Origin of the sequence: Microbacterium sp. (genome assembly GCF_035277845.1) — a bacterium.
Taxonomy (GTDB): domain Bacteria; phylum Actinomycetota; class Actinomycetes; order Actinomycetales; family Microbacteriaceae; genus Microbacterium.
Window position 1 is genome coordinate 1 of the sequence record NZ_DATEJS010000174.1, and the last position, 13044, is coordinate 13044.

14 protein-coding genes are annotated in these 13044 nt (G+C 69.8%); 13 read left to right on the forward strand and 1 reads right to left on the reverse strand.

What is annotated here, in order from left to right:
• Positions 1–97: 97 nt before the first annotated feature.
• Positions 98–457, forward strand: a complete 360-nt coding sequence (locus VJR25_RS07360) for an FCD domain-containing protein (RefSeq protein ID WP_324114093.1) — start codon at positions 98–100, stop codon at positions 455–457.
• Between the two features lie 19 nt (positions 458–476).
• Here VJR25_RS07360 and VJR25_RS07365 read toward each other — a convergent pair whose 3' ends face one another.
• Positions 477–1178 (reverse strand): FadR/GntR family transcriptional regulator, encoded by a 702-nt coding sequence (locus tag VJR25_RS07365; RefSeq protein ID WP_324114095.1) that lies wholly within the window; start codon positions 1176–1178, stop codon positions 477–479.
• Between the two features lie 110 nt (positions 1179–1288).
• Between VJR25_RS07365 and VJR25_RS07370 the strand changes: the two genes are divergently transcribed.
• The 12 genes from VJR25_RS07370 (at position 1289) to VJR25_RS07425 (ending at position 13033) form a co-directional block, all read left to right on the forward strand.
• Positions 1289–2335, forward strand: coding sequence for an amidohydrolase family protein (locus VJR25_RS07370; protein WP_324114097.1), 1047 nt, complete (start codon positions 1289–1291; stop codon positions 2333–2335).
• Positions 2336–2395: 60 nt separating this feature from the next.
• Complete coding sequence (locus VJR25_RS07375) at positions 2396–4033, forward strand: ABC transporter substrate-binding protein (RefSeq protein ID WP_324114099.1); 1638 nt, start codon at positions 2396–2398, stop codon at positions 4031–4033.
• 5 nt (positions 4034–4038) lie between these two features.
• A complete protein-coding gene (locus tag VJR25_RS07380) occupies positions 4039–4989 on the forward strand; it encodes an ABC transporter permease (RefSeq protein WP_324114101.1) in 951 nt (316 codons plus the stop codon).
• Entirely contained in the window at positions 4986–5870 is an 885-nt protein-coding gene (locus tag VJR25_RS07385; protein ID WP_324114103.1) for an ABC transporter permease, read from the forward strand. The genes VJR25_RS07380 and VJR25_RS07385 overlap by 4 nt, the downstream gene beginning before the upstream one ends.
• On the forward strand, positions 5870–6727 hold the full coding sequence (locus VJR25_RS07390) for an ABC transporter ATP-binding protein (protein WP_324114105.1): 858 nt from the start codon (positions 5870–5872) through the stop codon (positions 6725–6727). The genes VJR25_RS07385 and VJR25_RS07390 overlap by 1 nt, the downstream gene beginning before the upstream one ends.
• Positions 6724–7593, forward strand: a complete 870-nt coding sequence (locus VJR25_RS07395; RefSeq protein WP_324114107.1) for an ATP-binding cassette domain-containing protein — start codon at positions 6724–6726, stop codon at positions 7591–7593. The genes VJR25_RS07390 and VJR25_RS07395 overlap by 4 nt, the downstream gene beginning before the upstream one ends.
• Positions 7590–9059: a chlorohydrolase family protein gene (locus VJR25_RS07400; RefSeq protein ID WP_324114109.1), complete on the forward strand. Its 1470-nt coding sequence runs from the start codon at positions 7590–7592 to the stop codon at positions 9057–9059. The genes VJR25_RS07395 and VJR25_RS07400 overlap by 4 nt, the downstream gene beginning before the upstream one ends.
• A 10-nt stretch (positions 9060–9069) precedes the next feature.
• Positions 9070–9468: a PPOX class F420-dependent oxidoreductase gene (locus VJR25_RS07405; RefSeq protein ID WP_324114112.1), complete on the forward strand. Its 399-nt coding sequence runs from the start codon at positions 9070–9072 to the stop codon at positions 9466–9468.
• Positions 9469–9490: 22 nt separating this feature from the next.
• The gene (locus VJR25_RS07410; protein WP_324114115.1) at positions 9491–10678 is read left to right on the forward strand and encodes a Bcr/CflA family efflux MFS transporter; all 1188 of its coding nucleotides are present in this window, start codon (positions 9491–9493) and stop codon (positions 10676–10678) included.
• A gap of 127 nt (positions 10679–10805) precedes the next feature.
• Complete coding sequence (locus VJR25_RS07415; protein WP_324114117.1) at positions 10806–12146, forward strand: MFS transporter; 1341 nt, start codon at positions 10806–10808, stop codon at positions 12144–12146.
• Positions 12147–12234: 88 nt separating this feature from the next.
• On the forward strand, positions 12235–12405 hold the full coding sequence (locus VJR25_RS07420; RefSeq protein WP_324114119.1) for a fibronectin type III-like domain-contianing protein: 171 nt from the start codon (positions 12235–12237) through the stop codon (positions 12403–12405).
• Between the two features lie 4 nt (positions 12406–12409).
• Positions 12410–13033 carry a TetR/AcrR family transcriptional regulator gene (locus VJR25_RS07425; protein ID WP_324114121.1) on the forward strand — a complete coding sequence of 208 codons (624 nt, stop codon included), beginning with the start codon at positions 12410–12412 and terminating at the stop codon, positions 13031–13033.
• Positions 13034–13044 lie beyond the last annotated feature (11 nt).

Below are 13044 nucleotides of genomic sequence, written 5' to 3' on the forward strand. Positions count from 1 at the left end.
GCGATGAGCCTCACCAGTGTGCACGATCCGCAGATGATCTGTCAATGGCATTGACTATTCAGGTCCCAGCGCGACCTTCGGCCCCGGCCACCGCCTCGTGATCGACGCGCTGGGGCGCGAGCACGGCATCAGCTCCGTGCCGTGGCGCGACCCGCTGCGTTTCAGCGGCCTGAACCGGACGTTCCACGAGCTCATCTGCTCGCACTGCGACGACGGGCGCCTGAGCGAGCTCGTGCAGGCGGAGTGGACGCGTCTGGAGCTCATCCGCCGGTCGGGCATCTGGTACGCCCCCGGACGCGCGGTGATCTCCATCGCCGAGCACGACGCGATCCTCGACCTCATCGAGGCCGGAGCCGACCCCGAGCTCATCGAATCGACCGCGTGCCGGCACGAGCTGAACACGCTCGCCGCCGTCACCGCCTACGAGGAATCCCTGGAGCGGGGTATCCGCCGCTGACGGCGATGAGGGGATCGGCTCAGTCCTCGGCCGCGTCCGGGGAGTCGGAGTCCATCAGCTGCTCGCTGCGCACGACGACGGCGAGGGCCGCCTCGCCCGCGGCATCCGGACGCCGGTCGGCGATCGCCTGCAGCAGCGCCTTGTGCCGGTCGGCGGGCGTGCCGTCGATCAGCATCGACGGCGCCGCGTTGCTCATCACGGCGGTGTGCAGGGACGCGTCGAAGCTCGCGTAGATGCCGGCCAGCAGCGTGTTGTGGGATGCCGCGACCACGCCGATGTGGAACGCGACGTCGTGCCGGGTGAACGCCGCACTGTCGCCACGCTCCGCCGCGGCGCTGCGCGCACGCAGCTGCGCGGTGAGATGCGCGACGTCGTCGTCGGTGCGGTTGCGCGCGGCCTCGCGGGCGGCGAGCGCGTCGAGGGCCTGGCGCACGCGCATGACCTCCCGCGCATCGGCGCCGGTGAGGGCGCGGCGCAGCGCGACCTGGGTGGGATCTTTCGCCACGACGTAGGTGCCGTCGCCCTGCCGGGTCTCGAGCAGCCCGAGCTGCACGAGCGACCGCACGCCCTCGCGCACGGAGGATCGGCTGACGCCGAGCTGGGCGACGAGCTCCGCCTCGGTGGGGATGCGGTCGTCGATGTCCCACTCCCCCGTCACGATCTGGGTTTGGAGCGCGCTGACGACTGTGTCTACGAGCGATCGCCGCTCGATCGGTTTCATGCTTGCCATTCTCGTCCTCGAGTGATGTAAGGTGATCATATAGTCAGATGTCTGATGTTCAATGAAGAACAGACAGAAATCGGCACCGAAGCCGAAGAAGGGCCCCTCGCATGGCAGCCGCACCCACCCCGCTGATCGCCGCGGGACTCGTCGATGCGCACATCCACCCCGACAAGTCGAGCTGGTCGGACCCCTGGATGAAACGCCGCCCCGCAGAGACCCTCGCCGACCTCATCGGCAACAACATCAAGGCGCTGAGCGAGTACACCCACTCCGTCGAGGAGCGCGCGTTCGCGCTGCTCAGCCACGCGCACCGCAACGGCACCCTCGCCATGCGCGCGCACGTGGACGTCGGCACCGAGGTGGGGCTCGCCCACATCGAAGGCGTGCGCGCCGCGGCCGAGCGCATCCCCACCCTCGACGTGCAGATCGTCTGCTTCCCCCAGTTCGGCCTGCTCACCAACCCGGGCACCGCCGACCTGATGGCGGCATCGCTGCACGCCGGCGCCGACATCGTGGGCGGCATCGACCCGATCGGGCTCGAGGACGACCTGCACGGTCACCTCGACGCCGTGTTCGGAATGGCGCAGGATGCCTCCCGCGACCTCGACATCCACCTGCACGACGGCGGCGAGCAGGGTCTCGCCGAGATCCGCGAGATCGCCGCCCGAACCAAGGCCGCCGGGATGCAGGGACACGTCACCATCCCGCACGCCTTCGCCCTGTGCGACGGCTCGCTGCCGAGCCTGCGCGAGACCCTCGACGCGGTCGCCGACGCCGGGGTCTGGATCGCCACCTGCGCGCTCGGACCCGACCCCGTGCCGGACCTCGCCCTGCTCGAGGCGCACGGCGTGCGGGTGGCCGCCGGCTCCGACGGGGTGCGCGACAGCTGGAGCCCCTACGGCACGGGGTCGATGGTCGACCGAGCGCACCTGCTCGGCTACCGCACCGGCGCCATCACCGACCCCGACCTCGAACGCTGCTGGCGCATCGCCTCGGTCGAGGGCGCCCGGATGCTCGGCATCGCCGACATCGCCTCCGACGTGACGGCCACAAGCCCGACCCGTCTCGAATTCGACGTGCCGACGATCGCACAGCTCGTCGTCGACCGTCCCGCTCCCACTCGCGTCGTGCGCCACGGCCACGACATCCGCTGATCCTCCCCCGATCCCCACCCACACCCAACCCACCCGACCACACAGCACACAGGAGTTCTCGTGGTTTCCAAGCTCACCAAAGCCGGCATCGCGGTCGTCGCGGTCGCCGGCCTCGCCCTCACCGGCTGCTCCGGCAAGTCCCCGGCGTCCGCCCCGTCGGCCACGGCCGTCAACATGAACGACCTCGCCGCCGGCACGCCCGCCGGCACGACCGAGATCGCCAACGTCAACTGGAACCTGCCGTACGAGCCGTCGTCCATCGACCCGCAGTTCACCTGGAACTACGCGGAGAACACCGCCACGGCGAACATGTGCGAGAGCCTCATCCGCATGAAGCCCGACCTGTCCACCGAGCCGGGTCTCGCCACGAACGTGCAGACCTCCGACGGCGACAAGACGATCGTCTACACGATCCGCCCGAACGTGAAGTTCTGGGACGGCAAGACGATGACCGCCGAGGACGTCGCCTACTCGCTCGAGCGCCAGGTCGGCCCGACCGCCAAGACCTACTGGTCGGACTACTTCCACAATGTGACCTCGGTGAAGGCCACCGGGCCCTTGCAGGTGACCGTGACCCTCAAGCAGCCCGACGTGCTGTTCACGCAGGCCATGGCATCCGCCGCCGGCGCCGTCGTCGAGAAGGCGGCCGCCGTCAAGGGCGGCCAGGCGTTCGGCACCCCGACCGGGGGCGTCATGTGCACCGGCCCGTTCAAGTTCGGGTCGTGGAGCTCCGGCAAGAGCCTCACGCTCGAGCGCAACGACGACTACTGGGACTCGACGATCAAGCCCAAGGTGAAGCAGATCACCTTCAGCTTCATCGCCGACGAGTCGACCGCGGTCAACGCGCTTCGCAGCGGCAACGTCGACGGCCAGTTCTTCTACCTGCCTCCGGCGGGCCTCGCGCAGCTCGAGAAGAGCAGCAACGTGACCACCACGTTCGGCAAGTCGTTCGTGTTCTGGACGCTCGCGGCGATCAACCCGAACGGCGTCATGGGCGACCAGAAGATCCGTGAGGCCCTGTCGCTCGCGATCGACCGCACCGCGCTCACCAAGGTCGTCTTCCAGGGCGCCGGCATCCCTGCGCCGACCCTCGCCGGCCCGGCCACGTGGGGCTACGCGAAGGACACGTTCGCCGCGGCCTACAAGTCCTTCAGCGTCTCGCCCGACATCGCCAAGGCCAAGAAGCTCGTCGAGGAGGCCGGATCCCCCAAGGCTCCGATCGTGCTCGCCGTCCAGGGCAGCTCGGCCGTGCACGAGCAGACCGCCAGCCTCATCCAGGCCGCCGGGCAGGCGATCGGCCTGAACGTGCAGACCAACGTGATCCCGGTCGAGCAGTTCGGCAACCTCTACTTCGACAAGACCGCGCGCAAGGGCCTCGACGGGTTCTTCACGACGAACTACTCGGACTTCGCCGACCCGCTGAACATCTACAGCTTCTTCCAGTCCGGAAACAGCCACGACTACATCAACTGGAACGACGCCGACTCCGAGATCGCGCAGGCCCTGCAGACCACCGATGAGACGCAGCGCGCGAACCTGACGGTGGAGATCCAGAAGAAGGTCACGGCCGGCCTGCCGTGGATCCCGCTGGCGTTCGAGCCGACGACCCTCATCCAGAACAAGCGCATCTCCGGTGCGACGGCATCCTTCGCCTACCTGTACGGCCCGTGGGCCGCTGCGCTCGGCGGCACCAAGTAGGAACGATGTCTCTCGGCTCTTACGTTCTGCGCCGCTTCGGGGGGCTGCTCCTGGTACTGCTGGTGACCTCGTTCCTCGTGTTCGGGTTGCTGTACCTGGCGCCGGGCAGCCCCCTGGCGTACATCCTCGGGCCACGCGGCGGCAGCCCTGCACAGGTTGCCGCCGTCACCCGGGAGTACCACCTCGACGACCCGTTCATCGTGCGCTACGTCAGCTGGCTCGGCGACGTACTGCACGGGAACCTCGGCTACTCGATCGTGTACCGCATGCCGGTGTCGAACCTCATCGACACCCGCGCGAGCACCACGATCGGGCTCGTGGCCCTGTCCGCGGTCATCATCGCCGTGGTGGGCGTCGTGTTCGGCACCATCGCCGCCCTGCGCGGCGGCTGGGTCGACCAGGTCATCTCGTCGCTCGCGGCGGTCGGCCTGTCCGCCCCGGTGTTCGTCATCGGCGTCGCCCTGATCAGCCTCTTCGCGGTCAGCCTCGGCTGGTTCCCGACGTTCGGCGTCGGCGGCGGAGGCCTCGACACGCTCTGGCATCTGACGCTTCCCGCGATCACGCTGAGCGTGGCATCCGCCGCCTATCTCATCCGCATCACCAAGGCCGCCGTCAACGAGGAGCAGGTGCGCGAGCACGTGCAGACCGCCACCGTGCGCGGCCTGTCGACCGGGGTCATCATCCGCCGGCACGTGCTGCGCAACGCCCTGATCCCCATCACCACGGTGCTGGGCCTGACCATCGCGACCCTCATCGCCGGCGCCGTCGTCGTCGAGAACGTGTTCGCGCTCGACGGTCTCGGCTCGCTGCTGGTGAAGGCGATCCTGCAGCGCGACTTCGCCGTCGTGCAGGCCGTGGTGCTGGTGCTGGTCGTCGCGTTCGTGGTGATCAACGCGATCGTGGACGTGCTGTACACGTTCATCGACCCGCGCATCTCGCTGGGGAGCAGGAAATGAGCCTGAAGACGACGACCCTCGCCGTCGCGAAGGATGCCTCGCAGCGCCGCACGCTCGTGTGGTGGCAGCGCTACATCGACCGGTTCGGCGTGCTCGGCAGCATCGCCTGCGTGATCCTCGCGATCATCGTGCTCGCCGCCGTGTTCGCCCCGCTCCTCGCACCGTACGACCCGGACTTCCCCGACCTGAACTACGCGCTCTCGGGTCCGGGTGCCGCGCACCTGCTCGGCGCCGACGCCCTCGGCCGCGACATCCTGTCCCGGCTCATGTACGGCGCGCGGATCACCCTCGTCGGACCGGCGCTCGTGATCCTGCTCTCGACCGTCGTCGGCACGATCCTCGCGCTCGTCGCGGCGTGGCGCGGCCGCAAGACGGATGCCGTCATCGTGTGGGTGCTCGACATCCTGTTCTCGGTGCCCGGCATCGTCTTCGGCCTCATCGCGGTGGCGCTGTGGGGCCCGAGCCTGTTCACCGTCGTCGGCGGTCTCGCGGTCGCCTACGTGCCGTACGTCGCCCGCGTGGTGCGCGGCGCAGCCCTGCGCGAGCGGAACATGCCGTACGTGTCGGCCGCCTGGCTGCAGGGGCACTCGGGCGTCGCGATCACGACCACGCAGATCCTGCCGAACGTGCAGCCGATCGTCATCGCGCAGGCGGTGTCGTCGCTCGGGTTCGCGGTGATCGACCTCGCCGCGGTCTCGTTCCTCGGTCTCGGCGTGCAGCCGCCCGCCGCGGACCTCGGCCTCATGGTCAAGAGCGGCTTCGACTCGGCCCTGCGCGGGTACCCGGGCGAGGCGATCTACTCCGGCATCCTGATCGTGCTGATCGTCTGGTGCGTCACCGTCATCGGCGACCGCCTCCTGTCGAATGCGAGGGCCATGTGATGAACGCGCCTCTTCTGAAGCTCGACGACGTGAGGGCGACGCTGGAGCTCAAGCGCAGCTCGCAGGTGCTGCTCAACGGCGTCTCTTTCGAGATCGCCCCCGGCGAGGCCCTGGGCCTCGTGGGCGAGTCCGGCTCGGGCAAGTCGCTGACCACGCGGGCGATCACCCGCATGCTCGACCGGGCGTTCCGGGTGGAGGGCTCGATCACGTTCGACGGCACCCCGGTGCTCGGGATGAACGCGCGGGCGCTGCGCCGCTACCGGCAGACCGACGTGGGCATGATCTTCCAGGATCCCCGCGCCCACATCAACCCGGTGCACACGGTCGGCGACTTCCTCACCGAGGCGCTGTGCCGCGACCGCGGCGTGACCCGGCAGGATGCCGAGAGGCGTGCGGTGCAGCTGCTCGACGAGGTGGGCGTGCGCAACGCCGAAGCCCGCCTGCGGCAGTACCCGCACGAGCTGTCCGGCGGTCTGCTGCAGCGTGTCATGATCGCGAGCGTGCTGCTCGCCGAGCCCCGGCTCATCCTCGCCGACGAGCCCACCACGGCCCTGGACGTCACCGCCCAGTCCGACGTGATGGCCATCATCGAGGAGCAGCGCAAGGCCCGCGGGATGTCCCTGCTGTTCATCACCCACGACCTGGAGCTCGCGGCGGCGTGCACCGACCGCCTCGCGGTCATGTACGCGGGCGAGATCGTGGAGCAGGGGGCGCACGTGTACACCGCGCCGACGCATCCCTACACGATCGAGCTGCTGGGGGCCCGCCCGAGCATCGACGAGCGCGCCGAGCGCCTGCCGGTGCTCACCTACAACCGCGAGCTGCACGAACAACTGAAGGCGGAGGCCCTCGCATGAGCTCCACGAGCATGGGCACGCGCACGGGCGCAGCCACGAGCCCGATCATCGTCGCGAACAACCTGCACAAGATCTTCCCCGCCCCCCGCGGTGTGAAGAAGGCGCAGCCGATCGTCGCCGTCGACGACGTCTCGTTCGAGCTGCACCCCGACGAGTGCCTCGCGATCGTGGGCGAGTCGGGTTCCGGCAAGACGACGGTCGCGCGGATGCTGGTGGGGCTCGAGACCCTCACCGGCGGGGAGCTCACCGTCAACGGCGAGTCGCGGGTCAGGGGCGTCCGGCACCTGTCCGACCGGCGCCGCTGGGCCCGCGAGGTGCAGTACGTGTTCCAGGACCCGTACTCCTCGCTGAACGGCCGCCAGCGGATCATCGACACGATCGCGTCGTCGGTCGCGCTGCACGCCGACGGTGCGGGGCGGAGCGCGGGCAGCGCGAAGAAGACCGCGCAGGACATCCTGCAGAGCGTCGGGCTCGGTCCCCAGTTCTGGCAGAAGTTCCCGCACCAGCTCTCCGGCGGACAGCGGCAGCGCGTCGCCATCGCCCGGGCTCTCGCCGCGAATCCGTCGGTGATCGTGCTCGACGAGGCCGTGGCCGCGCTCGACGTGTCGATCCAGGCGCAGATCCTGAACCTGCTCGGCGACATCAAGCGCCAGCGCAAGGTCAGCTACCTGTTCATCTCGCACGATCTGGCCGTGGTCAACCAGATCTCGGACCGCATGATCGTGATGGAGAACGGCCAGGTGGTGGATGCCGGAGTCACCGCGGAGATCCTCGCCAACCCCGTCCAGCCGTACACCCGGGCTCTGCGTGCCGCCGTCCCGCGCGCGGGGTGGAAACCGGTGCGGCGCGAAAGGCTCGCGTCATGACGACCCTTCTGACCGCGGACCATGTGCTCGCGTCCCGGGACGGCGCCCTCTCGCTGCTGCGGGACGGCGCCGTGCTGGTGGACGGCGACGCGATCGCGTGGGTCGGCGTGGCATCCGACGCGCCCCCCGCCGACGAGCGCGTCGACCTGGGCCAGGCGCTGCTGATGCCGGGCCTCATCGACCTCGAAGGCCTCGCCGACATCGACCACCTGCAGCTGGACTCGTGGGGCGACGACGACTCGTCGCCCCACCTGCGCTGGTCGCGGGCGCACGCGTCCCACCCGGTGAGCGCGCTCAGCGACGAAGACCGCACGATCATGCGCCGGTACGCCGTCGCGCAGCTGGCCCTGCACGGCGTGACGAGCTTCATGCCGATCGCGTCCGAGATCCACACCGCGTGGGCCGAGACGCACGACGACCTCGTCGACATCGCGCACGCCGCGCAGGAGTTCGGCCTCCGCGCGTTCCTCGGCCCGTCGTACCGGTCCGGAGTGCACGTCACCGACGACGACGGCGCGTCCGGGATCTTCTGGGACGACGCGCGCGGTGAGGCGGGCTTCGCGGACGCCGTCCGGTTCCTCGACACCGTCGCCGCGTGGGACGACCCGCTCATCACCGGCGTGCTGGCCCCGTGCCGCATCGAGACGCTCCGCGAGAGCCTCATCGCCGAGACCGGCCGGGTCGCCGCCGAGCGCAATGCCCTGGTCCGGGTGCACGCCTTCCAGTGGCTCGGCGAGCGGGCGCACTTCCGCCGCGAGTCGGATGCCACCCAGCTCGAGGTGCTGGCCCGCTGCAACCTGCTCAACGACCGCCTCATCATCGCGCACGGCTCGTATCTCGACCTGCATTCCGCGGTGGACGGCGTCGACGGCGGGGAGCTCGCCACGGTCGCGGCATCCGGCGCGTCCATCGTGCACTGCCCGCTCACCAACGCGCGATACGCGATGTGGCTCGAGGACTTCGCGCTCTACCGGGATGCCGGGGTCAACTTCGCGCTCGGGTCGGACTCGTTCCCGCCCGACATGATCCGCTCCATCGACCAGGGAGTGTCGCTGGCCAAGGCGCAGCGCCCCGACCGCCCGACCGGCTCGCTGGCGGAGTACATCGAGGCCGCCACGCTCGGCGGGGCTCGCGCCCTGCACCGTCCGGACCTCGGCCGGGTCGAGGCCGGCGCCGCGGCGGACCTCGTGGCGTTCGCGCTGGACGACATCCGCATGGGCGCCGTCGAGGACCCGATCCGCACCCTGGTGCTGGCCGGCACCGCGCGGGACGCCGTGTTCTCGATGGTCGCGGGCCGGGTCGTCATGCGCGACGGCACGCTGCCCGGGGTGGATCTCGAGCAGCTGCGCCGCGACGGCCAGCGGATCTTCGACCGCCTGCGCGCCTCGTACGCCGAGCGCACCTATGCCGGGCTGAGCGAGGACGAGCTCTTCCCGCCGGTGTTCCCGAGTCGGGGCGGCGCGTAACCTCGAGACCATGACTGCTGCCGACGTCGTCCCCGAGAAGTTCCGCCGCCTGCTCGAACTGCCCCTGTTCGGGCACCTGGGCACGATCCGCCCCGACGACACGGTGCAGGTGACGCCCATGTGGTACGAGTTCGACGGCGAGCACATCCGGTTCACGCACACGAACAAGCGGCAGAAGTACCGCAACCTGCAGCACAACCCGTCGATGGCGCTGTCGATCACCGACCCGGATCAGCCGACCAGCTACCTCGAGGTCGCCGGGCGCCTCGTCGAGGTCGTGCCGGATCCGGAGGGCGCCTTCTACGTGCGGCTGCAGAACCGCTACGGCGACCCGAGCCAGACGCCTCCCGCAAACAAGGCCGACCGGGTCATCCTCGTGATGTCGGTCGAGCGCTCCACCCACCAGTGAGCCGCGTCGCGATCGTCGGCACGTGAGCGGCGGCTCCGCCGGCCGGGTCGCTCCCGAGCGTCCCGTGATGACCCGCGGGATGCTGCTGGTGCTCGTCGCGCTGACGGCATCCGCCCCGTTGTCGGTCGACGTGTACACCCCGTCACTGCCGGCGATCGAGGCGCAGCTCGGCGGCGGTGCCGCCTTCGCGGAGGGGACGGTCACGGCGTGCCTGCTCGGCATCGCGGTCGGGCAGCTGGTGTGGGGCCCGCTGTCCGACCGGATCGGGCGCCGCCCCGTCGTGCTGTGGGGCGCGATCGGGTGGACGGTGGCCTCCCTGCTGTCCGCGGTGAGCGTCTCGGGCGGGATGCTGCTCGGCGCACGCGTCCTGTCCGGCCTGTGCGGCGCAGCGGGCATCGTCGTGGCCCGCAGCATCGTGCGAGACGTGGCCCGCTCCGCGCACGACATCTCGTCCACCGTCGGGCTGCTCGCCATGGCGACGGCGATCGCCCCGATCGTCGCGCCGGTCATCGGCACCGGCATCGCCCTGCTCTGGGGGTGGCGGGCGGACTTCGTCGCGCTCACCGTCGCGGGCGCCGCGATGATCGCCGGCGTGCTGCTGCTCGTCCCGGAGACCATCGCCCAGCGGTATCCGTCCCCGATCAACCCGGTGCCCGCACTGCGCGACCGGCAGGTGCGTGCCGCCGCCCTGTCGATCGGCGTGTTCTCGCTCGGCTTCTACGCGTACGTCTCGTCGGCGTCGTTCATCGTGGAGCGGCAGTACGGGCTGCCGTCGGGCATGTTCGCGCTCGCCTTCGGCACGAACGCCGCGGCGATGCTGGCGTCGAACGCGGTGTTCCGGCGGATCTCGCGCACCCGGCATCCCTCGTTCGCCCTGCGGCTGGGCCTTGCGATCGCGGCGTGCGGGGGCGCCGGGATGGCGGTGTTCAGTGCGGTCGGGATGCCGCGCTGGACGGTGTGGATCGCGTCGACCGCGTTCACCGCGGGAGCGGGTCTCGTGATGCCGTCCGCTCACAGCTGGGCGCAGCTGACCCCGGTCGCCGCGGGCGCCGCGTCAGCCGCAACCGGCGCCCTGCAGTTCGTCGGCGGCGTGCTGGGATCGCCGGTCACCGGACTCGTCGGGGTGTCGGCCGCGGCGCTCGGCATCCTCATCGTCGTCGGAGCCGTGCTCGGCCTGGGGGCGGCGAGCGCCCGCCACGCGCCACGCTGACCGGCGGTCGAGCGCCGCGATCCGGACTTGCGCGCAAAAACCTATTCCGAGTAGGTTTCAGTCACCACAGAAGCGGGTCCGGCACGACTCCCCACGTGCGACCCCTCATCCGCCAAAGGAGGCAGGCATGAGTTCCGTCAGCGGTTCCGCCGCGGGAAACCCGTCAGGGATGACCACGGCCAGCAGAACACTCGGTGAGCACGAACACCACTGGTTCAAAGAACCGACCGAACCCGCGAAGAAGGGATTCGTGGCGTGGCTCATCATCGCCCAGCTCATCTTCTTCGTCGCGCTCCTCGGCCCGGCCATCGTCGGCGTCGGGATGAAGATCCAGTCGCTGATCGACGCCGGCGCGATCGAGCAGAACGGGGCCAACGCCGCCTCGGCCGTGCTCGGCGGCGTCGGCGCGCTGTTCGCGACGATCGCGAACGTCGTGTTCGGCCGCCTCTCCGACCGGACGACCAGCCGGTGGGGCCGCCGGCGCATCTGGATCGTGCTGGGCACCGTCATCATGACGGTGGGCTTCGTGGTCATGGCGACGGGGCCCGACCTGGCGATGGCGACCGTCGGCTGGGCGATCGCGCAGCTCGGCGCCAACATGACCCTGGCCCCGTTCATCGCGACGATCTCCGACCAGGTGCCCAAATTCCAGCGCGGCAGCATCACCGCCGGTCTCGGCATCGCGCAGAACGTCGGCATCGTCGGCGGCGTCTACGTGGCGAGCTGGTTCAGCTTCAGCCTCTTCGTGGTCTTCGTGGTGCCGGCGCTGCTCGCGATCGTCGCCATGATCGTGTTCGTGGTCGTGCTGCCGGACAAGGTGCTGCCGGTCAAGCCCGACCGCGCGACGTTCTACGACTGGTGGAACACCTTCTGGGTGAGCCCGCGCAAGTACCCGGACTTCGCGCTGGCGTGGTGGTCCCGGTTCCTCATCACGTTCGCGAGCTTCGGCTTCACCGCCTTCCGGTTCTTCTACCTCATCTTCCACGTCGGCGTGCCGCAGAAGGATGTCGCGGGCCTGATCGCCAGCACCACGCTCGTGTACACCGGCGCCCTCATCGTCACGGCCTGGATCGCCGGCAAGATCTCCGACAAGATCGGACGCCGCAAGGTCTTCGTGTGGACCTCGACCGCCCTGTTCGCCGTGGGCACGGTCGCCCTGATGTTCATCCACGACGTCGGCTCGTACTACGTGCTGGAGCTGTTCATGGGCGCCGCATACGGGATCTACGTGGGCGTCGACCTCGCCCTCGTCGTCGACGTGCTGCCGAACCCGGACGATGCGGGCAAGGATCTCGGCGTGCTGAACATGGCCAACGCCCTGCCGCAGACGATCGCCCCCGCGGTCGGCGGCGCGCTGCTCTACATCGGCTCCGCCCAGGGCACGAACTACACGCTCTGGTTCTCGATCTGCGGCATCGCCGCCTTGATCGGCGCGCTCGTGATCTTCCCGATCAAGAAGGTCCGCTAGCCCGATCGTCCACGGCCACGGCCGTCCCAGGCGGTGCCGTCGCAGTCCCGGCGACGGCGCCGCCTTTCCAGCTCACGGCGTTCGTGAAGTGCCTTCGCGCCCGGCGACGCGGATCGAGTTCGCACTTTCGGCAGGGGACCTTACCATTGTGGATGCGGAGGGCCGTCGCGTCGTGGAGCCTGGGGAATTCGAGCTGCACGTGGAACGGTCCAGCCGCAGCCGCGACCTGATCGGGTCGTCCTTCGTCATCACGGAATGAGCACATGGCACGAGCCGGCACCTACGCCAAGGGCGTCGCACGGCGTGAAGAGATCCTCACCAAGGCTCTCGACGTCGTCGGGCGCTCGGGCCCGAGCGCTGCCTACGTGAAGGACATCGCGGATGCCGTCGGCCTCACGCCCGCGGGCCTGCTGCACTACTTCGACAGCAAGGACGAGCTGTTCGCGGAGATCCTGCGCCGCCGCAACGAGGTCAACGTCGAGAAGTACTGGCCGACCGCGGCCGAAGCCGACTGTCTCGAGAATCTGCGTCGCGGCTACCTCGACACGATCATGCACAACTCGACCGTGCCCGGCCTGGTGCAGCTCTTCATGCGCGTGGCCGCGGACTCGCCGGCGCCGGATCACCCCGCACATGCGTTCTTCCGCGCGCACGGCGAGGAGCTGCGCGGGTACTTCGTCCGCGGCATCAAGCGTGTGCAGGAGGAGGGCGAGCTCGATCCGGGCATCGACCCCGAGATGCTGGCGCGTGTGCTTCAAGCGGTGGCGGACGGGCTGCAGATGCAGTGGATGCTCGAGCCCGACGTCGACATGGCGGCCGGCGTCGACACCCTGTTCTCGCTGCTCACGTCCTCGACGACGCCCGGGACGTCATCCCCTGCGGACTGACCGCCGATCGT